This is a genomic window from Pseudomonas sp. (assembly GCF_046581935.1).
GTDB lineage: Bacteria > Pseudomonadota > Gammaproteobacteria > Pseudomonadales > Pseudomonadaceae > Aquipseudomonas.
This window is the reverse complement of sequence record NZ_JAYGFK010000014.1, coordinates 1-24,696: the sequence shown is the minus strand read 5'-3', so window position 1 is coordinate 24,696 and position 24,696 is coordinate 1. Positions and strand designations below refer to the sequence as shown.

At 56.4% G+C, this 24,696-nt stretch carries 28 protein-coding genes; 18 read left to right on the top strand and 10 right to left on the bottom strand.

From position 1 onward, the window contains the following. Positions 1-40 precede the first annotated feature (40 nt). Positions 41-973 carry a chemotaxis protein CheV gene (locus VCA57_RS10945; RefSeq protein ID WP_411185058.1) on the bottom strand — a complete coding sequence of 311 codons (933 nt, stop codon included), beginning with the start codon at positions 971-973 and terminating at the stop codon, positions 41-43. Between the two features lie 73 nt (positions 974-1,046). Here VCA57_RS10945 and flgA point away from each other — a divergent pair, with 73 nt between their 5' ends. From flgA to VCA57_RS10925, 4 genes are all read left to right on the top strand, one after another. Continuing rightward, positions 1,047-1,805, top strand: a complete 759-nt coding sequence (gene flgA / locus VCA57_RS10940; protein ID WP_411185057.1) for a flagellar basal body P-ring formation chaperone FlgA — start codon at positions 1,047-1,049, stop codon at positions 1,803-1,805. Between the two features lie 155 nt (positions 1,806-1,960). Continuing rightward, positions 1,961-2,305, top strand: a complete 345-nt coding sequence (flgM, locus tag VCA57_RS10935; RefSeq protein ID WP_411185056.1) for a flagellar biosynthesis anti-sigma factor FlgM — start codon at positions 1,961-1,963, stop codon at positions 2,303-2,305. 86 nt (positions 2,306-2,391) lie between these two features. Further along, entirely contained in the window at positions 2,392-2,859 is a 468-nt protein-coding gene (locus tag VCA57_RS10930) for a flagella synthesis protein FlgN (protein ID WP_411185055.1), read from the top strand. A gap of 84 nt (positions 2,860-2,943) precedes the next feature. After that, entirely contained in the window at positions 2,944-3,693 is a 750-nt protein-coding gene (locus VCA57_RS10925) for a flagellar brake protein (RefSeq protein ID WP_411185054.1), read from the top strand. Between the two features lie 2 nt (positions 3,694-3,695). Here the strand turns inward: VCA57_RS10925 and VCA57_RS10920 are convergent, their stop codons facing one another. The 4 genes from VCA57_RS10920 to VCA57_RS10905 are packed head-to-tail and all read right to left on the bottom strand — an operon-like array spanning position 3,696 to position 7,617. Beyond that, positions 3,696-4,307, bottom strand: coding sequence for a TIGR04282 family arsenosugar biosynthesis glycosyltransferase (locus VCA57_RS10920; protein ID WP_411185052.1), 612 nt, complete (start codon positions 4,305-4,307; stop codon positions 3,696-3,698). Further along, positions 4,304-4,996, bottom strand: coding sequence for a TIGR04283 family arsenosugar biosynthesis glycosyltransferase (locus VCA57_RS10915; protein ID WP_411185051.1), 693 nt, complete (start codon positions 4,994-4,996; stop codon positions 4,304-4,306). Before VCA57_RS10915 ends, VCA57_RS10920 begins: the two co-directional genes overlap by 4 nt. Beyond that, a complete protein-coding gene (locus tag VCA57_RS10910; RefSeq protein WP_411185050.1) occupies positions 4,993-6,321 on the bottom strand; it encodes an MFS transporter in 1,329 nt (442 codons plus the stop codon). Before VCA57_RS10910 ends, VCA57_RS10915 begins: the two co-directional genes overlap by 4 nt. Before the next feature lie 54 nt (positions 6,322-6,375). Further along, positions 6,376-7,617, bottom strand: coding sequence for a glutamine synthetase family protein (locus VCA57_RS10905; protein WP_411185509.1), 1,242 nt, complete (start codon positions 7,615-7,617; stop codon positions 6,376-6,378). A 447-nt stretch (positions 7,618-8,064) separates the two neighbouring features. Here VCA57_RS10905 and VCA57_RS10900 point away from each other — a divergent pair, with 447 nt between their 5' ends. Next, entirely contained in the window at positions 8,065-8,595 is a 531-nt protein-coding gene (locus VCA57_RS10900; RefSeq protein WP_411185049.1) for a hypothetical protein, read from the top strand. A 47-nt stretch (positions 8,596-8,642) separates the two neighbouring features. On the opposite strand, the gene VCA57_RS10895 is transcribed toward VCA57_RS10900, so the two are convergent. Beyond that, a complete protein-coding gene (locus VCA57_RS10895) occupies positions 8,643-9,296 on the bottom strand; it encodes a YceH family protein (protein WP_411185048.1) in 654 nt (217 codons plus the stop codon). A 268-nt stretch (positions 9,297-9,564) separates the two neighbouring features. Between VCA57_RS10895 and sstT the strand changes: the two genes are divergently transcribed. Both sstT and VCA57_RS10885 read left to right on the top strand, forming a co-directional pair. After that, entirely contained in the window at positions 9,565-10,785 is a 1,221-nt protein-coding gene (gene sstT, locus VCA57_RS10890; RefSeq protein WP_411185047.1) for a serine/threonine transporter SstT, read from the top strand. A gap of 136 nt (positions 10,786-10,921) precedes the next feature. Next, positions 10,922-11,203, top strand: a complete 282-nt coding sequence (locus VCA57_RS10885) for a peptidylprolyl isomerase (protein WP_411185046.1) — start codon at positions 10,922-10,924, stop codon at positions 11,201-11,203. Positions 11,204-11,871: 668 nt separating this feature from the next. Here VCA57_RS10885 and VCA57_RS10880 read toward each other — a convergent pair. Next, positions 11,872-12,756, bottom strand: coding sequence for an EamA family transporter (locus VCA57_RS10880; protein WP_411185045.1), 885 nt, complete (start codon positions 12,754-12,756; stop codon positions 11,872-11,874). A 282-nt stretch (positions 12,757-13,038) separates the two neighbouring features. Between VCA57_RS10880 and VCA57_RS10875 the strand changes: the two genes are divergently transcribed. The 6 genes from VCA57_RS10875 (at position 13,039) to VCA57_RS10850 (ending at position 18,214) form a co-directional block, all read left to right on the top strand. After that, complete coding sequence (locus VCA57_RS10875; RefSeq protein WP_411185044.1) at positions 13,039-13,740, top strand: YebC/PmpR family DNA-binding transcriptional regulator; 702 nt, start codon at positions 13,039-13,041, stop codon at positions 13,738-13,740. A gap of 189 nt (positions 13,741-13,929) precedes the next feature. Beyond that, a complete protein-coding gene (locus tag VCA57_RS10870) occupies positions 13,930-14,550 on the top strand; it encodes a hypothetical protein (RefSeq protein ID WP_411185043.1) in 621 nt (206 codons plus the stop codon). A 109-nt stretch (positions 14,551-14,659) separates the two neighbouring features. Beyond that, a complete protein-coding gene (locus VCA57_RS10865; protein WP_411185042.1) occupies positions 14,660-15,268 on the top strand; it encodes a hypothetical protein in 609 nt (202 codons plus the stop codon). A gap of 14 nt (positions 15,269-15,282) precedes the next feature. Next, a complete protein-coding gene (locus tag VCA57_RS10860; RefSeq protein ID WP_411185041.1) occupies positions 15,283-15,861 on the top strand; it encodes a hypothetical protein in 579 nt (192 codons plus the stop codon). Between the two features lie 166 nt (positions 15,862-16,027). Then, a complete protein-coding gene (locus VCA57_RS10855; RefSeq protein ID WP_411185040.1) occupies positions 16,028-16,354 on the top strand; it encodes a DUF2025 family protein in 327 nt (108 codons plus the stop codon). 117 nt (positions 16,355-16,471) lie between these two features. Then, a complete protein-coding gene (locus VCA57_RS10850; protein WP_411185039.1) occupies positions 16,472-18,214 on the top strand; it encodes an N-acyl-D-amino-acid deacylase family protein in 1,743 nt (580 codons plus the stop codon). A 69-nt stretch (positions 18,215-18,283) separates the two neighbouring features. Here the strand turns inward: VCA57_RS10850 and VCA57_RS10845 are convergent, their stop codons facing one another. After that, positions 18,284-19,588 carry a phospholipase gene (locus VCA57_RS10845; RefSeq protein ID WP_411185038.1) on the bottom strand — a complete coding sequence of 435 codons (1,305 nt, stop codon included), beginning with the start codon at positions 19,586-19,588 and terminating at the stop codon, positions 18,284-18,286. 225 nt (positions 19,589-19,813) lie between these two features. Here VCA57_RS10845 and VCA57_RS10840 point away from each other — a divergent pair, with 225 nt between their 5' ends. The 5 genes from VCA57_RS10840 (at position 19,814) to msrA (ending at position 22,867) form a co-directional block, all read left to right on the top strand. Further along, on the top strand, positions 19,814-19,942 hold the full coding sequence (locus tag VCA57_RS10840; protein ID WP_411185037.1) for a hypothetical protein: 129 nt from the start codon (positions 19,814-19,816) through the stop codon (positions 19,940-19,942). Between the two features lie 64 nt (positions 19,943-20,006). Then, positions 20,007-20,411 carry a GNAT family N-acetyltransferase gene (locus tag VCA57_RS10835; protein WP_411185036.1) on the top strand — a complete coding sequence of 135 codons (405 nt, stop codon included), beginning with the start codon at positions 20,007-20,009 and terminating at the stop codon, positions 20,409-20,411. Between the two features lie 114 nt (positions 20,412-20,525). Beyond that, entirely contained in the window at positions 20,526-21,560 is a 1,035-nt protein-coding gene (locus tag VCA57_RS10830) for a GGDEF domain-containing protein (RefSeq protein ID WP_411185035.1), read from the top strand. 117 nt (positions 21,561-21,677) lie between these two features. Next, complete coding sequence (msrB, locus tag VCA57_RS10825; RefSeq protein WP_411185034.1) at positions 21,678-22,193, top strand: peptide-methionine (R)-S-oxide reductase MsrB; 516 nt, start codon at positions 21,678-21,680, stop codon at positions 22,191-22,193. A gap of 2 nt (positions 22,194-22,195) precedes the next feature. Then, on the top strand, positions 22,196-22,867 hold the full coding sequence (msrA, locus tag VCA57_RS10820; RefSeq protein WP_411185033.1) for a peptide-methionine (S)-S-oxide reductase MsrA: 672 nt from the start codon (positions 22,196-22,198) through the stop codon (positions 22,865-22,867). A 134-nt stretch (positions 22,868-23,001) separates the two neighbouring features. Here msrA and VCA57_RS10815 read toward each other — a convergent pair whose 3' ends face one another. Together VCA57_RS10815 and VCA57_RS10810 are read right to left on the bottom strand one after the other, a co-directional pair. Next, on the bottom strand, positions 23,002-23,337 hold the full coding sequence (locus VCA57_RS10815; protein WP_411185032.1) for a hypothetical protein: 336 nt from the start codon (positions 23,335-23,337) through the stop codon (positions 23,002-23,004). Between the two features lie 195 nt (positions 23,338-23,532). Then, a complete protein-coding gene (locus VCA57_RS10810; protein ID WP_411185031.1) occupies positions 23,533-24,375 on the bottom strand; it encodes a S1 RNA-binding domain-containing protein in 843 nt (280 codons plus the stop codon). Positions 24,376-24,696 lie beyond the last annotated feature (321 nt).

Genomic DNA, 24,696 nt, shown 5'->3' with positions numbered 1-24,696 from the left:
AAGGCCTCGACAAACATATATTTAACTGAGGGCAAAGCCCTCAGTCCCCTGCCGCAAGATTGATGCGGTCAGCTACACGTGCAGCCAGATCATCGGGGCGGAACTTGGCGAGGAAATCATCCGCGCCCACCTTCTTGACCATGGCCTGGTTAAACACCCCAGAGAGCGAAGTATGCAGGATGATGTGCAACTTTTGCATGCGCGGATCAGCACGAATCTCCGCCGTTAGGGTGTAACCATCCATTTCAGGCATTTCGATATCGGAAATTAGCATGAGGAATTCCTCCTCAGGCTTCTTGCCCTCTTCGACCATGGCCTTTAGATAATCTAGCGCCTGACGACCATCATTAAGTGCCACGACCTCCACGCCAACAGTCTCGAGACAGCGAGTCACCTGCTTACGAGCAACCGATGAATCGTCGCAGGTCAGTACGCGCTTACTCACTGCGCGCGCCTGTGTCTGGGCATCCAGCACGCCCTCAGAGATCACTTCTGATGTTGGGGCTACTTCAGCAAGGATTTTCTCGACATCGATGATCTCAACCATCTTGTCATCCAAGTGAGTAACCGCCGTCAGGTAGTGATCACGCCCAGTTCCCTTGGGTGGTGGATGAATCGACTCCCAGTTCATGTTGACGATGCGTTCGACCGACTGCACCAAAAAACCCTGCACCTTGGTGTTGTACTCGGTAATGATCACAAAACTGTTTTCGATATTCGCCAGCGGCTTATTCCCCGTGGCCATGGACAAATCAAGAATCGGAATGGTACCGCCACGAATATTGGCCACACCACGAACAACCGGACTGGATTTGGGCATGATGGTGAGTTTCGGGCACTGCAGCACCTCCTTCACCTTGAACACGTTGATGCCATACAACTGATTGCTGTTCAGACGAAACAACAGTAATTCCAAACGATTCTGGCCAACCAACTGAGTTCGCTGGTTAACCGAATCCATCACACCGGCCATACCCAAACTCCTTATTTGAGTAACAGATTGCTGTCAGCGTAGCAGGCGGCACGCGCCTTGCTATCTAACCCATATGAATACTGAAACGACAACTAACCGACACTCTCGGGAAACGTGCCAACGCTGGCTCGCAGTTTTACCCGCTTTGCTAGCACTCTGCTATAGCGCTACGGCGACTGCGGAGGCCACAAGGCCTGAACAACTTATCGGCGCTGGCGAGGTTTTTCTTGAGCAAGCGGTGAGTGATTATTTACAGCGTAGCAACATCGCCGGTCGCCATGAGATTGAAATTAACCGGCTTGACCCACGCCTGCGCCTGCCGCTGTGTGAGGAACCACTAACCACCACCCTGGAAAGTCCCACTGAGCCGGTTGGCCGCGTAACCCTACGCGTACGCTGCGATGGCAACACACCCTGGACAGTATTCGTACCAGGCCAGGTGCGTTTATACAGGGAAGTTGTGGTCGTTAGCCGGCCGCTCAAACGCAATAATTTGGTGACAAACAATGATGTGATACTCGCCGAGCGAGATGTCGGCTTACTTAATCAGGGTTATCTGACAGCGCTGCCTCAGGCTATTGGCAAAAAATTGACGCGACCCATGCTGCCTGACCAGGTGCTCGCACCAATACACGTACAATTAGCCGAGGCCGTGCACAAAGGCGACCAGGTTGTGATCAGTGCACACAGCGGTGGAATCAGTGTGCGAATGCCCGGTGAAGCCCTCTCTGACGGCGCTATAGGCAAACAAATCAGCGTACGCAACCAGCGCTCAAATCGAGTTATAAGAGCCCGGATAGTCGGCCCCGGACAAGTCGAAGTGGCGATGTAGGCATGAATCTTGACTACGTTTTATGCATTGAGCGGCTGAAGATTTTCCACACTGCGTTTAGACTGTTATTCGACGCACACCTTTTGCCCTAAAGTTTTCTTGGGTAGCGCCGACAAGCTAGGCAAGCGTCCAAACACTGTTCGAGGTTTTGCATCATGGTTATCGACATCAACCGGCTCAACAATGCCCCTACGCCAGCAAATTCGGGGCGTACCGGCAGTGCCCAGGCAGGCGACAAGAGCGAAGCCATGGGTAGCAAACAAGCTAGCACCGCCGCCAACCCAGCAACCCAGGCCCCACAAGCCGGGAAGATCGGCGAATCAGTACAACTAAGCAGTGATGCTCAGCAGCTACAAAAGGTCAGTGAGAAGCTACGCGACCAGCCTACAGTCAATAAAGAGCGGGTCGCCCAGCTCAAGCAAGCTATTGAAGACGGTAGCTACCAGGTCGACAGCCCGCGCGTTGCCAGTAAACTGCTTAATTTCGAGTCCCAGCGCTAGTCATAGGGCTGCGCTGGGGGTATTGGTCGCCCAACGGACATTTCACGCGCAAGCGCTGAAATGTCGTTACCCCCGAAGAGCCCACAATGCACGATAATAAGCTGCTTGAACTGTTCACCCTCGATATCGGCACCGCCGAGCAGTTGCTTGAACTGATCGACACGGAATTCCAAGCTCTCAATGAGCGCGATCTTCCGCGCCTGCAAACTATCCTGAGTGACAAGCTGCCACTACTCAATCAGCTTGATCAACACGGCAAGGAACGCAGCCAACTGCTTGCCAGCTTAAATCTAAGCACTGACCGCGCAGGCCTACAGGTACTTGCAGCGCAATCACATAACGGCACCTTGTTGCTCGAGCGCGGCGACCAGCTCAGTGCACTGCTAGAACGCTGCCAGGCTGCCAATCTGCGTAACGGCCGACTGATCCACGCCAGTCAAACGTCAGCCAAGAGCATGCTCGGCATTCTGCGTGGCAATGAGACACCCAGCCTCTATGACAGCCGTGGCAGTACCGCTAGAATCGGCCAGCAGCGCCCGCTCAGTCAGGCCTGAACCTTCTAAAAAGGCACAAGGACACACTGCCAACCAAACAGCAGCGTGCCAATGCCATAGCTTTTGCCCGGAGTGTAATGGACCGTGTCCAGCCCTTTTAGCCAGGAAGATGGCCCACAACCCCCAAAGGTGCTCAAGACACCAGTGGAAATAGTGGCCAACCTGCGCCAGCTACAGCAGAACCATGACCCTTTGCTAATCACCTTTGCAGAGCGTAACCAGCGCTTTAGAAGCTATGTCATCGATGTTGATCGCGACAAAAAACTGGTGATACTCGACGAGTTGGTACCAAACGACGGTGAGCGCTACTTACTAAACGGCGAAACCTTCCATGTCGAAGCCTTCCATGACGGCGTACGCGTAGCATGGACGTGCGAACAGACTGTGCGCATCGCGGAACATGAAGGTACACGCTGCTACTTTAGCCCGATGCCGCCGGAGGTCACCTACCACCAGAGGCGTAGCGCCTTCCGCGCACCACTCAAGCAAAGCGACCTAATCAAGATAGAGCTGGCTGGTAATAAGTTGAAGACCGCCATACCAGGACAGCTACTGGATATCTCTGCAACCGGCTGCAAGCTGCGTATTCCCGGCAATATCAGCACTAGCCTGCAGGCTGGCCAAGTGTACGAGCGTTTTACCGCGAGATTTCCATTCGGGGCAATGACTACCGCCATTGAGGTACGCCACATACAGTATGAAGATAAGCTCGACACCACTTTTATCGGCGCTCGTTTTCATCGCATAAATGGCCAGGAACAGCGCCTGGTTGAGCGCTTTGTCTATCAACTACAACGCGAAGCGCGCCGCTTTGATAACGACGGATTGTTCTAGTTCTAAATAAGAATCTTCAATGCCGCTAACCGCGGCAGATCCTCAGGTCGATCCACATCCCACAACACAGGCAGCAGCGCTGGACGCCAACCCAGCTGCTGCAAGCGCTGCTGCGTCAACTCGAACACCCGCTCAGTCCCCCATGGCATATCGCTAAATAATGTCGTCGCCATGCTGCGCAGCCCCAGCAAGACATAACCACCATCTTCGGCCGGACCAATCACCACCGATTGCTCATGCAAGGCACTACAGGCAGCCTGCAGATAGTTACCGTCAATGGCCGGGCAGTCATTGCCAATCAGCATTACCGCATCGCCTTCCGCCAGCCCCAGAGCCGCAATACGCCGCATTCGCTCGCCCAAGTCACCTGCAGGCTGCTCGACTATCGTCCAACCCAACCTCTCAGCCGACGCTTGTAATTCAGCATTGGGCAGGCCATCCAGCCACAGAAAACGCCCACTGAAACCATACGCAGGCAGATTCAGTGCCCGCTCAAGCAGCACCTGCTGCAGGTCGCAAGCACCTTGCGCACCAAGAGCAGGAATCAGCCTAGTTTTCACCCGCCCAGCGACCGGCGCACGCGCCAGCATATGCAAAGAAATGGAGAGACTCACAGGAATGACCCTCGGCGGTACTGCCGCGCCAGCTTTTCCGGGCTGACGCCGCAGTAATAAGCTAAACGCAGGCACCACATCAGCACGACGGTACGCCAAATACCGTGTTGCTCCCAACGCCTGCTGGAGGTTGACAAGGGAGGACGCAGGCAACGCGGCCGTGCCTGCAATCTCAAGCGGCGACACAGCTGCAGGTCTTCCATCAACGGAATTTCGGCGTAACCACCCAGCGCCAGAAAAGCGCTTTTGCTGACAAATACGCCTTGATCACCCGAGGCGACGCCAGTAAGACGCGAACGCAAGCTGATCATCCAGCCAATAACCCACAGCGCTAATCCTGGACCAGAAAGGCGCACGTCAAAACGCCCCCACAAGGGCCGCTTCTGCAGCGCATCCTGCAAACGTCTTAGTGATTCAGCACTGACCCGCGTATCGGCATGCACAAACCATAGGTATTCACCCTGTGCCAGCGCCGCACCAGTATTCATCTGCAGTGCACGGCCAGGCTCAGACTCAAGCAGTAGATCCACCCTACCCTGCGCCAACACACAGGTCTCGTCGCTGCTGCCACCATCCACCACGATCAGCTCGGCACCTGCCGCACGCAGATTCGCCAAATCACTCAGCAGATAGGGCAAAGCCTGCGCCTCATTGCGCACAGGTATGACCACGCTGAGTAGCGGCGTCACCCACGCACCTCTGTCTCAACTGGCGACTCATCAGACGCATCGTCGCCAGCATCCTGCACCACGGTAGTTTCGTGCATCTGCTCCTGCACCACCTGCTCGTCAACGCGTGGGTCAAGCGCTGCAGTCAACGGTGAACTGGTCGTACTGTCAGGCATCGGAATGTGATGCAACGGCGCATCATCAACCTGATGCAGATTGGTAACGTGCTCAGGACGTATACGCAGCACCAGAATCAATGCACAGCCGATGACGAAGGCATACAGCATGTTTGCGCCGAGAAAGCGCATCAGCACACCAGCCAACAACGGCCCAATACTGGCCCCTATGCCGAAGGTCACCAGCAGCATAGCGGTCAGTGAAACCCGTCGTTCGGCCTCGACATGGTCATTGGCCAGTGCCACCGCCAGCGGATAGAGGCTAAATTGCAGAGCGCACACCACAAAGCCGCCAGCGAACAACAACGGCAAGCTAGCCTCCGGCATCAACGCCAGCGGCAGCGCTGCCAAGGCTAACAATGCTGCGCAGCCGCGAATCAGGCGCACACGATCATGCCGATCAGATAGCCAACCCAGCGGCCACTGCACCACCAGGCCGGCGATAATGCAGCAGCCCATAAACAGACCAACCTGCTCAGTGGACAAGCCCATGCGCGTGCCATACAAAGGTGCCAAACCGTAGAACGAGCCTATCAGCAGTCCCGCCACAATGATGGTGGTCAGTGACAGCGGCACCCGATAAATAAAGAAGCGCATTTCCAGCGGAGCCGGATGCAGAGGCGCCGGGTGTAATTTACGAGTCAAGGCAACCGGCACCAGACACAGGGCAAAGCACAACGCCACCAGCATCAGCAGCTCAAGGCCCAGCGTCGGATGTACGACAAGCACAAGCTGGCCGAGGATCAAACCAAGATAGGAGGCCCCCATATAGCCGGCGAATACCTTCCCACGCTGGCTGGTTTCGGCCTGCTCATTGAGCCAGCTCTCGACCACCATGTACTGGCACATCATGCCCAAGCCCACCAGCATCCGCAGCAGCAACCAACTGGGCAGCCAATCACTCAGGCCATGGCCAAGCACGGCCGCTGTCACCACGCCAGCACAGGCGACATAAGCGCGAATGTGGCCAACTCTGGCGATCAACCGATGACCAAGCTTGCCGCCCAGCACCAACCCCAGGTAGTTGGCCGCCATCAACGCGCCCACCCACAGGCCATCAGCGGTTTCAGCCAGACGCAATGCCAGGTAGGTACTCAACAAACCTGAGCCCAACAGCATTAATAACGTAGCGAAATACAACGAACTGAACGATTTGAGAATCACAGACATGAGGCGGCACATGGCTCCATAGGGGCCACCGAGCGCATACTCGGCGGTCAGATTTTAGACATGGGCCGCCAATACACGACGCTCCCACGGGGTAATTTCATCGTAGAAGCTGGTGAGCTCCATCGTCTTGCTGGCAATGTAACCTTCGATGAACTCCTTGCCGAACAGTTCCAGCGCCAGCTCACTGCCCTTGAGACGTTCAATGGCAGCGTGCATGGTACAGGGTAGAGCCAACTCATCCGGCACTTCGAACTCACCCTGTAGCGGCGCACTTGGCTGCAGTTGCTGCTCAATACCATGCAGCCCAGCCGCCAGACTCGCCGCTAAAGCCAGATAGGGATTGGCGTCAGCACCAGGCAGGCGATTTTCCACTCGTCGCGCCACCGGCGCACTCGCCGGAATGCGCAAGCCCGCTGCGCGATTATCCTCGGACCAACATGCGTTGTTCGGCGAGGCATAAGGATGACAAAGGCGTTGATAGGAGTTCACATGGGGCGCAAACAGTAGCGTGAAATCCGCCATCGCGGCCTGCTGCCCAGCGATAAACTGATAAAACGCCGGCGTGGCCTGCCCATCGGCAGCGCTAAAGATATTCTGCCCACTGCCCTGCTCAATCACACTCTGATGGATATGCATGGAACTACCCGGCGTATGCGCCAGCGGCTTAGCCATGCACACCACATTGAGGCCATGCTTGAGCGCCACTTCCTTGAGCAGATGCTTGAACAAAAAAGTCTGGTCAGCAAGTAGCAGCGGATCACCGTGCAACAGGTTGATCTCGAACTGACTGACACCCATCTCATGCATAAAGGTATCGCGCGGCAACCCCAAGGCCGCCATGCATTGATAAACCTCATTGAAGAAAGGGCGCAGGCCATTGTTGGAACTGACGCTAAAGGCCGAACCACTCTCTTCACGCCGACCATCCAGCCCCAGCGGTGGTTGGAACGGTTGCAGCGGATCAGCATTGCGGGCAAACACGAAGAATTCCATCTCGGTTGCCACCACCGGCTGCCAGCCATGACTGGCATAGCGCGTAACCACGCGCTTAAGCAGCCCGCGAGTTGAGAGGCCGGAGCTGCGTCCGTCAAGTTCATCCGCATCGCAGATGGCCAAAACCCGTGGCGTCGCACTCCAAGGTAGCCGGTGAATCTGCCTGGACTGAGCATTCAGGAGCAAATCACCATCATCACCGCCGTAGAAACGCGCAGCCGGATAACCACCCATAATGCATTGCAGCAATACCCCACGCGCCAACTGCAGACGCCGTCCCTCCAGAAAGCCAGCCGCCGTCATCACCTTGCCACGCGGCACACCATTGAGATCGGGGGTCACACATTCAACTTCATCAACACCATGCAGCAGCTCAGCCAGAGCGGCCCGCCCAAGGATACTCATCTGCTGTTGCCCTTAATTAATGCTGGATGCCGCAGCCAGCGGCGAGGCGTACAAAATACGCACCAGGCGTTTGATATTTCAAGCAAAGCAACGCTTAAGAGATGGTAAGACGCCCTCAACTAGAAAATTTATCGATTAATTTGATTAATTTAATCGCCTATTAAATCTCTATTAACCCCTTAAAAAAACAACCATAAAACTCGTAACTTATTGTTTATAAACAAATTAAACCCACTATCAATCATGTCGATTATTACCATGAACGACCCAAACTTCTTCATCTAATTTTCATACGTATCATTGGCTCCGTACTCACTTACTACCGCCCTCACGAGGAGCCTGAACATGAAAAAGCAAATTATCACCGCCGTAATCCTGAGCAGCCTATCCATTAGCGCCTTTGCTCTGCCGCAGAACAACCCACAACCACTGCTCGGCGAACTGCAAGACAGCAGCGTTAAAACCCTACTGGGCTTTGGCAGCAACCTGCAGACTGAAGGCGGTGCTGATCGCGTGCACGAGCGTCAACTTGAACGTCTACGTGTAGCAGAAGGTGGTGCTGACCGTGTGCACGAGCGTCAACTTGAACGTCTGCGTGTAGCAGAAGGTGGTGCTGACCGCGTGCACGAGCGTCAACTTGAACGTCTGCGTGTAGCAGAAGGTGGTGCTGACCGCGTGCACGAGCGTCAGCTTGAACGCCTGCGTGTAGCCGAAGGCGGTGCTGATCGCGTGCACGAGCGTCAACTTGAACGTCTGCGTGTAGCCGAAGGCGGTGCTGATCGTGTACACGAGCGTCAACTTGAACGTCTGCGTGTAGCAGAAGGTGGTGCTGACCGCCTGAGCGAACGCCAACAACTACTGATGCGCACTAGCTAAGTAACACTCTGCCTAGGCATATAGCCCCCTCTGGGGGCTTTATACGTTCAAAGTCGATCAAGCTGCGCCAACCGATCTTCCAGCACCGCCACCCTTGCCTCCAGCGCTTCTATGCGTGCGTCCTGCGCACCACCGGTACTAGGCCGATGAGGCTCACTGCTCCGGGCATCTAAGATTGCCTGCAAATCCGCTGGATCTCCCAGCACATGCATATAGCGGTCTTCCCGCTGCCCACTCTGGCGTGGCAATAGACAAGCAAGGCCACGACTACTCAGGCGCTCAAGGTGATGCTGCACCTGCTCCGTATCATCAAAATTGTGCATGCGATTGCTGCGCGTAAGCAGCTCATTGAGCGTCTGCGGACCGCGCAGCAACAGTAAGCCAAGCAACACCACCTGAGCTGCCACCAACTCCAGCGCCTTATCGGCTCGATGCTCCCAACGGTCTGCTCGGCTGCCCATCACCAGTCGCGCCATTTCACGCCCTTCCAGGCTTCGCAAAGCTTGCCCGACTTGACCAGCGGTAAGGTTCAATACGGGCTCACGACTGGTTTTCTGATTGCAGGCCAGTAACAGAGCATTGAGCGTCAAGGGATAGGCTTCCGGGGTGGTCAGCTGTTTCTCAATCAGGCACCCCAGCACGCGCGCCTCAACGGCTGTTAGGGTTTCAACAGCTACGGCCGGCTTCTCTTCGTTGGACATAACAACCTCGTAACCTGACAAAGGCTCTAACCTAGCCCAGCTGATCGCAGGTTGATAGATCCGCAGTTGGGCCCACTGCAACAGCCACAGCGCGAACAGCTTGACCACTGTGATAAAGTCGCGCGCTATTTTTCAGCGTGGTCGTGTTTCATCCCCCGCGAAAAGCCTCATAAGCGCACCGCAACAGCCATGCATCCGACTCCAACCTCACAGGTTCGGCAGGTAATAGAAGAGATGCAGGCCTGTTCGCCAAGTAGAGATGCATCTCATGCCCACTGCCCAACACCCTCTTTTACAGCTACTCAATCGCACCAGCCTGGTGCTGCAAATTGTCATAGGCCTGCTTGCCGGTATCGCTCTGGCTTTGGTCTTCCCGGGCGCAGCACCCAGCGTTAGTTTTCTCGGCACAGTGTTCGTTTCCGCACTGAAGGCCGTTGCGCCTGTGCTGGTATTTATTCTGGTGGCAGCCTCAATCGCCAATCACCAGCAAGGCCAAGAGACGCACATCAAGCCCATTCTGCTGCTTTATCTATTCGGCACCTTCAGCGCTGCGCTGATTGCTGTCGCGGCCAGCTTTGCCTTCCCGTCTAGCCTGACACTGGTCAGTAACAGTGCAGAACTGTCGCCACCCGGCGGCATCAGTGAAGTATTGAAAACCCTGCTGCTGAATGTGGTGGATAACCCAATCAATGCCCTGCTCAAAGGTAATTTTATCGGCATCCTGGCCTGGGCCATCGCTCTGGGTTTCGCCTTCCGGCATGCCAGTCCAAGCAGCAAACAGCTGCTTGCTGACCTTTCCAGCGCAGTAACCAGCATCGTCAAATTAGTGATCCGCCTGGCGCCACTGGGGATCTTCGGTCTAGTGGCCGCGACCCTGGCAGAGTCGGGCATGTCCGCCCTGCTCGACTACCTGCACCTGCTGCTGGTCCTGGTAGGCTGCATGCTCTTCGTCGCCCTGGTGGTCAACCCGGCTATCGTGCTCTTCAAGACACGCCGCAATCCTTACCCGCTGGTACTGACCTGCCTGCGCGAAAGCGGCTTGACTGCATTTTTCACCCGCAGCTCAGCTGCCAACATCCCGGTTAACCTGCAACTTTGCCAACGCCTGGGCTTGCATGAAGAAACCTATTCGGTATCGGTCCCTTTAGGCGCGACCATCAACATGGCCGGCGCGGCAATCACCATCACCGTACTAACCCTGGCCGCCGTGCATACCCTGGGTATCGCTGTCGACCTACCAACAGCGCTTCTACTCAGCCTGCTCGCGTCGATTAGCGCCTGCGGTGCGTCGGGCGTGGCCGGTGGCTCGCTGCTGCTGATTCCGTTGGCCTGCAGCCTATTCGGCATCCCCAATGATGTGGCCATGCAAGTCGTCGCGGTCGGTTTTATCATCGGCATCGTGCAGGATTCGGCCGAAACAGCGCTGAACTCTTCGACCGACGTGCTATTTACCGCTGCTGCCTGCCGAGCGGCCCAGCCACGCCATTAAAACCGCCAACATTGCCAAAGGCTTACCCATGGGTAAGCCTTTTTTATTGAACAAACGATAAACCTCACCCTTGCGGCGTTTGCCTGGCCGAACGATTACGGTAGGCTTTGCCGCTTCTTTATAAGGAGTAATCCCCATGGCCCGCGCCACTGCCCGTCACATCCTGGTTGCCACTGAAGACAAGTGCAACGAACTGAAAACTGCCATCGAAGCTGGTGCTGACTTCGCCCAAGTCGCCAAAGACAACTCCAGCTGCCCATCCAGCCGCAGTGGCGGCGACCTCGGCTCGTTCGGCCCAGGCCAGATGGTCAAAGAGTTCGACACCGTAGTATTCAGCGCCCCAATCAACGTGGTGCAAGGCCCGGTGAAAACCCAGTTCGGTTATCACCTGCTGGAAGTTACCAGCCGCCAGGACTAATCCTGCCTGATCGCTGGGCCATTGCGGCCCAGCGCATCACACTTGCGCGCACAAACGCCCTAACACCGCGCAGCTGACCAACAGCCGCAAACCCTGAGCACTAAGCCAGGTATACTCGCCGGCCTTTTCCTCTCGCTCACGCGGTGCCATTACATGCCAGACACATCAGCAGTTGAACCAACACATACCGTTCAACCTGTCGAGAGCTCGGCAAAGCCCAGCGACGATACAACGCCCGCCAACGCCCAAAAAGCCCGTGGTTTCTCCTCGCTATTCAGTGCCGCCAAGGCCGCGGCAGGCAAACAGGACGACCAACCCTGGCACCAGAAAGGCAGCAAATCTGCGCATGAAAAGAAAATTGGCCCAGCCCCAAGTGGCACTCGCCGCTCTATGGGTAAGCGCTAGGGTCTGTTCCCGTTTCATTCACGGCCGCGCCGGAGCCTGTTTTTGCGCGAGACAAGGCACGAGACACGAAGTTTGGTTGTTCCAAATGAGTGTCGAGAAACGCAGTATCGCGCTAAAACAGGCCCGGCCCTTTGGGTTGCGCGGGAAATGGCCCCCGCTGTTGTTGCAGGACTTGGCAAGGGAATGACCATTACCTGCGTCCTGCGCCTAACCGGGGGCCATTTCTCGCAGCAACGCGGCTCGCGATGAAACGGGAACAGACCCTAGGCAAGCCGGGCGCGTAATCGCGCCTGCAGCCAGCCGCCAAAGACATTAAGCAACAAGCCAAGCATCACCAGCAGCGCGCCCACTAACTGCAGCGCGCTCAGATGCTCATCAAGCAACAGTGCCGCTGAAGATATTCCCACCACCGGCACCAGCAGCGAAAACGGTGCCACCTGGCTGGCCGGATAGCGCGACAGCAAACGACTCCACAAACCGTAGCCAAGAATGGTGGCACCAAAGGCCAGGTAGGCCAGCACCAGCATGCTGTCCAGGTTAAAGCCACGTAGAGCAGACTCAATCACCTCTGGCCCTTCCAGCAACCAAGACAGTGCGAAAAACGGCAGCGGCGGTACCAAACTGCCCCACACCACCAAGCCGACCAGATCCACCCTGCCCAGCTTGCGCGTAATGATATTGCCCAACGCCCACATGGCCGCGGCACAGAGCGTCAGGGCAAAACCTGCCAAGGTCATCAAACCGTCACCCTGCATGCCAATCAGCAGCAAGCCACCGGCAGCCACCAACAGCCCAAACAGGTTAGCCAGACGGAAGCGCTCGCCGATCAGCAGCACCGCAAACAACAGGGTAAAAAACGCCTGTGATTGCAGCACCAGCGAAGCCAACCCGGCCGGCATCCCAACGGACATCGCCGAGAACAAAAAGGCAAATTGACCAAACGAGATGGTCAAACCGTAAGCCAGCAGCCAGCGCAGCGGTATTTGCGGGCGTTTGATAAACAGCACGGCTGGGAACGCCGCCAACAAAAAACGTAATGCCCCCAGCAACATCGGCGGCATCTCGTGCAGACCGATCTTGATCACCACGAAATTAAGCCCCCAAACGATGATCACCACCAGGGCAAGCAATAAGTCCTTGGGCTGCATAACACTCTCTCAAATAGCAGGTAATCCCATATTAGAACCGTCACAAGTAGCAAAACGCCCATACAGTAGCCCGGCAAATAAGCCATACAGCAGCCTCAGGGCATGCGTATTCGCCTGATTGCTGTAGCAAAGGTGCCGCAAACGCCTCGAAGGGCTAGAATCGCCCCCCTTAGAATTTGTTTCGGGTCTTGCGAGCCAGACTGAGACCACTTTTAACGCGGTTTCGCCGACGCGCAGCAGAGCCGAGACCCCTCTATTAACCCCGCAACGACGAGAAAACCCATGGGCGCACAGTGGAAAGCCAAACCTAAAGAAGCCGCCGCCAATGCCAGAGGCAAGATCTTCGGCCGGCTGGTCAAGGAAATCATGATCGCCGCACGCAACGGTGCCGATCCGGACCTCAATCCCAAATTGCGTTTAGCGATTCACCAGGCAAAAAAAGCCTCGATGCCCAAGGAAACCCTCGAGCGGGCGATTAAAAAAGGCGCTGGCCTACTGGGCGATACAGTGACATTTCATTCAGCTACCTATGAGGGCTTCGCCCCGCATCAGGTGCCAGTGATCATTGAGTGCCTGACCGACAACATCAACCGCACCGTCGCGGAAGTCCGCGTGCTGTTCCGCAAAGGCCAAATGGGCGCCTCCGGCTCAGTGACCTGGGACTTCGACCACGTAGGCCTGATCGAAGCGAGCACGGAGACTGACGCCGACCCGGAAATGGCCGCCATTGAAGCCGGCGCACAGGATTTCGAGCCAGCCGAAGAAGGCAACACGCTGTTCATCACCGAACCGACCGACCTCGACGCCGTCTGCCGCGCGTTGCCGGAACAGGGCTTCAACGTCAACTCGGCGAAGATTGGCTATATCCCAAAAAACCCAGTCACCAGCCTCACTGCCGAGCAACTGGAAGAAGTCGAAGCCTTCCTCGAAGCACTCGACGCGCACGATGACGTGCAAAACGTCTATGTCGGGCTTTCCGGCTAACTGACGGGCATCCAAGAGCCGCTATGCAGGACGCACAGCAGGCCAACGAGTTGCGTGCAAAGCGTGCGCAGCTCGTCAATCCGGCAGATTAGCCGCCCCATGCGTTATGCAAAACGAGTAGAATCGCCGGCCGCCGCGCAGCCAGCGCCCGGCGTGTACACAAGGACGTAGTCTCACAGGAGTTTTACCGTGCACAAGTTTCTTACTCTGGCCGCCTGCCTATTGCTCGGTGCATGCGCCAGCAACCCGCAGACGATCTACCAGCAAGAAGTGATGGCAGGCACAAGCCCAATGGCCAAAAGCGCCCTTGAAGCCATCCATAACACCCAAGCGATCCCACTGCCGCTCAATCCTGGCCTGCTAGCAACGCAATGGCCGATCAGCGCTGACGAGCCACGCCTGGATTTCGGCAGCTCGATTTCCAACTACCGGATATTTTCCCTGCAGCTGAAAAAGGGCGAACGCTACACCCTCAACGTAAGCTCACTGTGCAACACCCCCTGCCTCGGCGTGAGCAAGTTCGCCCTGAAGCCTCGCGCCATGCTGCTGGATGCCTACGGCACAGTGATTGCCGACAAACCTTCGCGCGCTTCGGCCGTAGTCGGTCAGCTCAACATGAGCTGGGATGGCGAAGCCCCTGAAGATGGCACCTACTACCTGCTAGTAGCCGCTGACAACGAGGACCTTGGCCAAACAATCGTGATCGACGATGTCTGGGTCAACAACTCGCCATTGATGGCGGTTCAGGTTGACATGCAAAGCTCACCATTCGGCAAAATCAGCGCGTTCTCCAGTACCCGCCGCAAGTGACTCTGCAACATACCCGATAGCAAAACCCGCATCCCTGCAGCGCTAGGCACCGACTACTGAGGTGCCTAGCGCTGCGCGTTACCGTGCAACACCCTATCAAGGATGAGCCATGAAAACTCTGCATTACCTTGCCGCAGCACTGCTCAGTCTGAGCCTAACCGGTTGCGTATCGTTCATCCCGGCCGGCCCAATTGGCGACCCTAAACAACCAGCTAGCTTCACTCAGCCCCGCGCGGTGATGGTCGATGACGTACAGATCACCGACAACAAGGTCAACGAAAACCTGCGCAAGACCCTGAGCAGCCAATTTACAGAGCAGTTGAATAACCGCATTGAACGCGGTGAGTACTTCACGAACGTTATCAGCTTTCCCGCTAAGCTCGGTGAACAGGACGTGCGGCTCCAACTCAACCTCACCTCGCTCAAAGGCAAACGCACGCCTCACCCTGCCTACTTCCCTGGTGCACTGCTGACGCTAACGGTATGGATCTGGGTCAACGGCCCCATTTATGTCGACAAATATGACCTAGCCGGAGACCTTTCGATTACTGATGCTCAGGGCAAACTGCTCGCCAGAAGCCACCAGCAGGTCAAGCTCGACCAGAATACCGGGCTCTGGGATAACGACTATTTCAACATGTCGCTCGGTTCAGACCAACTCAACCAACTGATCGAAGAGTTGCTGCAGGACAGCACACGTCAACTCGCTCGCCCCTAACAAGGATGTTACGCATGAAACCATTATTTGCAGCGCTACTCGCCGCAACCCTCTTGTCGTTGACAGGCTGTCTTTCCTATTCGCACCACGACCTGGCCCAAGTTGAGCAGTGGCCCTTGACTGCTGTTGAGCAGCCAGCCCAGTCGGCCTATATCAAAGTCGATAGCCAATACCTGTTCAATGAGCAAACTCGCGCCGGCGGCTTTAACCAGGCAAACCTGGAGAAACTGGTCGTCAAGCAGTATCAGGACAGCGCGCGCTTCAGCAGCGTTACCACAGCCAAGCAGAATTCAGATCTGTATATCAGCGTGCGAGTCAGCAACCACGAACGCGGTAGCCTAGCCAGTGCCTTCATCACGGGCTTCACACTGTTTGTTATACCGGGCAAGTTCAGCAATGAACTAACCATGGAAACCACCTTCAAGGACAGTGACGGCAAGGTACTAGGACGTATTGAGAAGCGCGAAACCATCACGACCTGGATGCAACTGCTACTGATCGTTGCAGTGCCCTTCAATGAGTCGATCGACCCCATACTCAACCAACTGACTCAGAGCAGCCTGGAAGAAGCCGCACGACAGAAGCTGATCTGACCACGCTTAGCAGATGCCACGTACCTAGTGGGCTTGGCATCTGCGCCATCACCTGCACCACCCACCAACTTATTGATCCACCGCAAGATGCTCTGCTCAGAGCGCTTTAGCCTAGGCCGATGACTTTCTGAGGGCTTGCCCTCCAACTGCCATCGATGAGGCCTCCATGAGCATCACCTCTACCAGCATCTGCGCCGCTGCCGACCAACTGCAAGGGTTTGTCGGTTTCAACGCGAAAACCGGGCGTTATATCGTGCGTTTCTCCGAAGATTCCTTCGGCCTCGATGTGCTGGAACAAAGCATTACGCCTACCTGTGAGTTCGTCTGGCGCGCCTTTGATGGTGAGCTGATGAACCTCGACCGCGCGCGCCTGCAATTGCTGTTGGAGCAAAATATCGACGACCGCCTGAATATCAGCGAACCGCTGCGCGTCTACGTACGTCGCACCGACCTTGCGGAAATCAGCGCCGAACGCCGTCGCCTCAACGCATAAGCAGCCAATAAGCTGCGATGGCCGAATAGACCTTGGGTTGTTCACTTACACCCCCACAGCAGCTGCCTACGGAAGACTATGCTCGACAGGCCGATTTCATTCACCTGGGGGCCTGCAATGTTCGATGTGCTGATCAAGAATGCGCTGTTTTTTGATGGTAGCGGCGCACCGGGAGTGCTGCGCCACCTGGGTGTCCGCGACGGCAAACTACTGCGTATAAGCGCCAGCGCCCTGGATGAAGCTGGCTGCAGTCAGGTTATCGACGCGAGTAACCGCTGGGTAACACCTGGCTTTATCGACATGCACACCCACTACGACGCGGAGCTGGTGGCAGCCCCGGCGCTGAAAGAGTCGGTGCGCCATGGCGTGACCACCGTGATGATTGGTAGTTGCTCGATCAGCATGGTGCTATCTAGCCCGGAGGACTGCTCGGACCTGTTCACCCGTGTCGAGTCAGTACCACGCGAACATGTGCTGCCACTGCTGCAGGCGCGCAAGACCTGGAACAGCGCCAGCGAATTCGCAGCCTTTCTCGATCAGCATCCACTGGGCCCGAATATCTGCTCGTTCCTTGGCCACTCCGACCTGCGCGTCGCCGTGCTCGGTTTGGAGCGCGCTGTTGATGCCAAGGTGCGCCCCAGCGAAAGCGAACTGCAGCAGATGGAGCGCCTGCTGGAGGAGGCTCTGGACGCTGGCTTACTTGGCCTGTCGAGTATGACCAACCCCTGGGACAAGCTCGACGGCGATCGCCAACGCTCGAAATCCCTACCCTCGGTGTATGCGCCCTGGGCCGAGTACGCGCGGCTGAACAAAATTTTGCGTCGACGCGGACGCATCCATCAGGGCGCGCCGAATCTGGTGACCAAGCTCAATGTGCTGGCCTTTCTCTGGGACAGCATCGGCGGTTGGTGGCGCAAGCCGCTGAAGACCACCCTGATTACTCTGATGGACGTCAAAGCTGATCCCTGGCTGGCCTCTGTGCTTGGCCCATTAACCCGCGGGATCAACCGTCTTGCACGCGCGGATTTTCGCTGGCAGACCCTGCCCGTGCCCTTCGAAACCTATGCCGATGGCATGGAGTTCGTGGTCTTTGAAGAATTTCCCGCCGGCCAGGCCGCGTTGCACTTGGCCAGCCATGACCTGCGCAGCCAACTGTTCCAAGACCCGGCCTACCGCCTGCGTTTTCGTCAGGATGTCGAGAAGAAGTTCGGCCCACGGGTCTGGCACCGCGACTTCGATGATGCCTGGATCGTCGAGTGCCCAGACGCCAGTGTGGTTGGAAAAAGCGTTGGCGAACTGGCCAAAACCCGTAACGAGCACCCCGCCGACCTGTTTCTCGACTTACTGGTAGCCCACGGGCCACGCCTGCGCTGGCGCACTGTAATCGCCAATCACCGCCCAGAAGTGCTGGAAAAACTGGTCTGCGAACCCAGCACCCTGATCGGCTTTGCCGACTCTGGCGCGCATATCCGCAATATGGCTTTCTATAATTTCGGTCTGCGCCTGCTCAAGCTAGTACGTGACGCTGAGTCACGCGGCCAACCAGTGATGCCGATATCAAGCGCTATCTGGCGTCTGACTGGCGAACTGGGGGAATGGTTTGATATTGATGCAGGCCGGCTCTTTGAAGGTGCCCGTGCCGACGTGGTGATCATCGACCCAAGCGCGCTGGATGACTCGCTGGCCAACTACCAGGAAGCCCCCATGGACGCCTTCGGCGGCCTGCAGCGCATGGTCAACCGTGGGTCAGCGGTGGATGCCGTGCTGATCAATGGACGAATTGCTTACCAGCATGGTGAGTTCGCAGATGATCTCGGTAACAGCCGAGGTTATGGACAGTTTCTGCGCAGCAAGGCGTAGACAGCAGCAAAAACATACGACGCCAACCTGTTTCACCTACTGCAAGTGCAGTGTCTTACAGCGGCGAGGTCAGTTCAGCGCCGCGGGTACATCCAAGGTGCCCTGCACAACATTGCGCGAGTGGATGCCAAAGCGCTTGAACAGCTCGGCCAATATCTGCTCAAGCAACGGATCAGCTTCGGTATGGGCCAACTGATTACCGCCACTAAACCCAGGTGCCGCCGCTGGCTTGCGTGCTAACCACTGGCCGACTAACTCATCAAGACTATCGGCACTGGCATAAGACTCGGCCGCCACCACCTGCTGCGCGTAATCCACCGAGTAGGCCGGGTAGCGCTCCTGCGGGCTCTGCGTATAAGCCTGCAACAATGGCGACGCCGCCTGTTCGCCCATTAACTGCTGCATGCGTTCCAGCTGATATTCCTCGATGGCAGTATGCCGATCTGCTACGCGAGTAATCGCCGCCTCGCGCCCCTCGGGATAACCGGCAGCCTCTTTAAGGGCAATAACAACCAGCTCCGGCGTATTGAACCCAGGTACAGCCTTGGCATGGTAGGGCTGGGTCAGGTCCTGCATGTAGTGCAAGGCCCAACCGAGAAAGCGGTAACCCCAGTAGTCATGCCCGCTGGCCAACGCCAGTCGAGCCAGACCGGTGTACTGATAGCTTCGCCAATGTGGCAACGTACGCCGCAAGTAAGGTGCGGCCTGATACACCAACTCTGACTCGTGGTAATAGCCAATATGAAAAGGTGCCTGCGAGGAATACTCGAAGCGCGCATCACCAAATGGCTGCGGACCAAAGTTGTATTGCCCGCCTACCTCACCGGGGTTGTCACTGAACAGATTGATGTCATGACCGTAATCCGGCTCGTCAGCCGCGCTACTCAGCACCTGCACAGCACTCACTGCCTCACCGGGCCGTAAAGCCAGGTATCGCCAGTGACTCCAGGGGCCAATTTTGCGAAACACCAACACCTGCTCAGCTGCCAAGCGCGGTCGGCCTTGATCAGACTGCCCTGGCAACTGCTGCACAAAACCGGCCAGGCGGATCTGCGGATTGACCCGTAGCGCATGCAAAAACGCATTGAGCCTATCGCCACTATCCGCCGCACTGAAGCGCAAAGCATCCGGGCGCAGCGGGTAATCCGCAAAATGCTCACGGGCAAAGCCTTCCTGCTCATCCAGTAGTCGCTCGATAGCCGGCGCCTGATCATCAAGGAACGCCTCCAACGGCTCGTAGCTCAACGTGCGCTGCAACTCGGGCATCTCCTGCAGCGCCAGTTGGCTGCCCAATGAATGATTGGACCACGCCAATACGCTCAGCGAATGACACGCCAGGCAGCAAGCAGATAACAACAGCAACAATGGCTTCACAAAAACTCCAGCAGCAACGGCCATGCAAAGAGGCGCAGCCTAACGCCACAGCGACAACCCGACACTGTCGTATCAAGTCAGCCTACTCACCAATCGAGCAACCTACTCACAACACCTCTGCTATTCGGCAACCATCGGCGTAGACTCACAGCACCAACCTCGCTCGGCAGCGGGAGCTGGCACGCTCCAGAACATTCAACCACGACGTTGTCAGAGGTGAAGATCATGAGCAAAGGTATGGACTCAAAGAAACAGGCCAAGAAAAAACCGCTGAAAACTGCCAGCGAAAAACGCCTGGAGAAAAAGGGCAAGCAAAGCAGCAGCAACCTGCTGGGTAGCCACTCCGCCACCTGAAATAGTCCGGCCTGGCGCAAGGATCGACTTGCCGCCAGGCACACTCACCTGACACGCTTGCGCCATGCACTACCGTCTTCTCCCTCCCCCACTAAAGCCACTGGCCGACAAGTTCTACCGTGCCCAGCGTTCGCCCATGCGCGCCAGCGCAGGCGCACAGATCTGGGTGGCCGAACAACAAGAAATCGTCGCGGCCCTGTGTCTGCAAACCGTTAACGGCGGACACTGGCTCACCAGTCTGTTGGTCGCCCCAGCGCAACGCCGCCAAGGGTTGGCCGCACACCTGATCGAAACAGCCCTAACCGAATGCAGCGCACCGGTGTGGCTGTTCTGCCACCCGGAGCTAAGCGACTTCTACCTGCGTCAGGGGTTTACCCTTGCCAATGATATGCCTGCGGTATTGGCCGATCGCCTGCTACGTTATCAGCGCAGCAAACGCCTACTGGCATTTTCCCGCCACCCCGGTTAGGCACGACTGAACAGACAGTGGCGCGTACTGGCATTTTGCTAAATTTTCCTATTGCTATCGGCGGGTAAAGCTCTGCATGCTTGGCTCATAACAACTACAAAGCTGGCAACCTTTATGCGAACACCGCGTATGCTCAGGCGCCTGCGTAAAAATGTTCAGCTGTCCATCATCACCCTGATGGGCTTGTTCGGCATACTGGGTATTACCCCCTATGCCATATACCGATTGAGCACCGGCAACTACCTGGTCGGCTCGGCCGATAGCGTAATCGTGGCATCCACCGTCCTAGCCTTGATTTATGCCTGGCGCACCGGCGATACAGTCAAACCCGGCATCTACTTGGCAGTCATTTTTTCCGCAGGGGCGACCCTGATCGCCATCAACCTGGGTATCAACGGCCTGTTCTGGATCTATCCGCTGATCCTCTTTAACTTCTACATGGTCTCGCCGGGCAAGGCCCTGCTGGCAACCATATTGGTACTGCTCAGCCTGGTAACTTACGGGCAACTCAAGCCCGGCAGCGTATTTGAAAGCCACTACCAGATGGTCTCGTTTCTGGTCACCAGCATGACAGCCGGCACCCTCAGCTTTATTTTTGCCTACCGCACCAACAGTCAACGTGACCGGCTGCAACTACTGGCCACGCATGATTCGCTAACCGGCGCACGTAACCGTAGGGCCATGAATGAAGAGCTGAAGATCGCAGCCTCCACCTATCGCCGCCATGACAATACTTACGGCGTACTAATCATGGACCTGGATCACTTCAAACAGATCAACGACAGCTATGGCCATCAAGCCGGCGACCAAGTATTGATTAACTTTGTCGAGCTGATCAAAAACGTCTCGCGCAAGGAAGACCGCTTGTTCCGCTTCGGCGGTGAGGAATTTCTACTGCTGCTGCCTAATACCGAACGAAGTGGCCTGCTGGCAGCCGCTGAGCACCTGAGGCAGCAGGTTAACCAGCATCTGCGCGGGCCTGGCGGGGGCGTGAGCATGTCGATTGGCGGCGCAATTCTGCGCCGCGACGAGCATTGGCGAGACCTGCTGCAACGCGCCGATCAACGCCTGTATCGCGCTAAGAGCGCCGGACGTAACTGCGTCATCATTGATGATGCGCCGATCACCGACACGCTATCCGCCAGCTGAAACCATGCGACGTTGCTTACCGAGCCTACTGCAGAGAAATTGCCTCCCTCAGTGATTGGCCTGTAACAACTCGGGCTAGTCTCTGTCTATTGGCCACACCTCATAGAGACTACCGTCATGCAAAGACGCTCCCTGCTCAAAGCGTTGGCCCTGTTGCCCGCGCTGCCCCTGCTCGGTAATGCACCGCTAAGCCTGGCGCAAGCCATCGCCAGCAGCATCACACCGCTGGATAAACCTCATGACGCTTGGCGCAAACTGCTGCCACCTGAAGCCTATGCCGTACTGTTCGAGGAAGACACCGAAGCCCCGCGCAGCAGTCCGCTAAATCAGGAAAAGCGCGACGGCACCTTCGTCTGTGCAGCCTGCTACCTGCCGCTGTTCGCTAGCCAGGACAAATATGAAAGCGGCACCGGCTGGCCCAGCTTTACCAAGCCGATTGACGGGCACATGAATACCAAGCGTGACTTCAAACTGTTCTTCCCACGCACCGAATACCACTGCGCACGCTGTGGTGGACACCAGGGTCATGTCTTCGATGACGGCCCCAAGCCCCGTGGCGAGCGCTGGTGCAATAACGGTGTAGCCCTGCGTTTTATCCCTGAAGGCGAACCTTTACCCGAGTTGCGGAGCTGAACATGACCACAATCACCTCTTCCTGGCGCAACACCCTGCTCAACAGCGCCATCCTACTCCTCGGCGGCCTGCTAGCCGCCTGTGAGCCCATGGCTGCGCAAGCACCACAAGCAGCGCAAACACTGGCTACCGCACAGTCTGTAGAAAACCCCGGCGTCGCAATTTTTGCCGGCGGTTGCTTCTGGTGCACCGAGTCGGACTTCGACAAAGTGCCAGGGGTGATTGAAACCACCTCCGGCTATATTGGCGGGCATATCGAGAACCCTAGCTACGAGCAGGTCTCTGCTGGTAACAGCGGCCATCTAGAAGCGGTACGCGTGCGCTTCGATCCAAGCAAAACCAGCTACGCCAAGCTACTCGAAGCGTACTGGCCAACCATCGACCCGGTTACAGCCAATGCTCAGTTCTGCGACCACGGCACGCAATACCGCAGCGCAATTTTCTACAGCACAGCGCAAGAACAGCAACTGGCCGAAGCCTCCAAAGCTGCGCTAGATAAGTCTGGCCGCCTGCCTGGCCCGGTGGTTACGGAAATCCTCCCGGCCACCACCTTTTATCCCGCCGAGGACTACCACCAGAACTACTACCAGCGAAATCCGTTGCGCTACCACTACTACCGTAACGGCTGTGGCCGCGACCAACGCCTGGAACAGCTCTGGGGCAAGAAGCACTAAGCAGCGCGCATCAGTTGGCGCAAATGCCAACTGATGCGTATGCATTTAGCTACTTGATCGAACACTGATATTCGGGTCACTGGGTTTGCTGGCTTCCTTGGTGTGGCGCTGAACACTGACCATCACCACCTGAGTTAACGGCGACGATCCTGATATTGCGTGCTCTGGCCTGGGTACTGCTGTACCTGGTAGCCACCAGGATATTCGATGCTCTGCTTGATAGATCCGCGACTCTCTATCGACTGACTGTCATAGCGCTGCTCATGACGTTGCAGGCCATCGGGTAAGCGCTGACCACCGTAAAGGTTATGGTTTTCAATCTGCTGAGAGCTGCCGATGCTGCCGCTGGCACCGGGGCTGATATAGGTTTTGGGAATAACCCGCAGCGTCTGCGGCGCTTGCTGCTCGGCATAAAGCGGCGTGACCAGCAGCAAACACACCAGGCTGACTGCATATCTGCACATCGTCATAACAACCTCTGCGCCATGCACGCAAAACGAACCTGAAGATTAGGCAGCCGAGTCACTCAACAGTTCACAGCATTGAGCACGCCAGGAAATCGGACGCGACAGCCATCAAACCTAAGACCTTCGCATTACGAGTGCCGCCGATGGCCTAACAGCGCGGCTCACTGGACAATCCAGTGAACCTCACTGCTGACAGAATCAGTTGCTGGGCAGTTCGATGCGGTCTTCGTGGATCACAATGCGACCCTGCTTGTACAAACCGCCGATGGCTTTTTTGAAGTTACCTTTGCTGACCCGAAACAGTCCGGCAATTTCCTCAGGCGAACTTTTGTCATTCACCTTGAGTACCCCATCGTGCTCACGCAGCTTGGCCAGAATCTGTTCGCCAAGACTGCTGGCGGCTTCTTGACCGACCGGCTGCAGGCTCAGGCTGATCTTGCCATCCGCGCGAACTTCCTTGATGAAGCCCTTCTCCTGCATACCGTTGCGCATAAACTTGAACAGCTCATTCTTGTGGATCAAGCCCCAATGCTTGCCATTGATAATGGCCTTGAAGCCCATATCAGTGGACTCAACCACCAGCAGATCAACTTCCTGGCCAGCGGTGTAATTCGCTGGCACGTTATCCAGGTATCGATCCAGTCGTGCAGTGGCGGTAATGCGTTTGCTGCGCTTATCCAAGAAGACATGCACAACGCAATAATCACCCACCTGTAGCGGGCGTTTCTCTTCGGAGTGCGGCAGCAATAAATCCTTCGGCAAACCCCAATTAAGGAATAAGCCCACACGGTTTATATCTACAACTTTCAAACTAGCGAACTCACCCACCTGAACTTTTGGCTTTTCAGTGGTGGCAATCAACTTGTCTTCACTGTCCAAGTAAATAAAGACATTCAACCAATCTTCTACTTCACTTGGGGTGTCACTCGGGATATAGCGTTTTGGCAATAAAATTTCGCCATCCGCGCCGCCATCCAAATACAGGCCGAAGTCGGTGTGCTTCACAACCTGCAAACTATTCATCCGTCCAATTACCGCCATGATGCCCTACCCTCATTACCAAGCCGGCATTCTAGCCGAGTCGCCCCTGAATTTCTCGACCTAGCGGCCCTCACACCATCCCTGACGGACAGCTACACGAGGAACCCGACAAATGGGCCAGGTGCCAACACACACGCCAAAGAACTCAGCACTACTGGCCTATTTCTATTAAAACAACCACTTAGGGAAACTCTGAAAAAGACTTCCTGATTTTGGCAAAATACCCAGACTCCACCCGCTGAGTTTTCCGATGAAGCAGATGACCTTCGCCGACGCCGAGTACGCCGGTAAGCGCAAGCAGACCCGCAAAGAGTTGTTCCT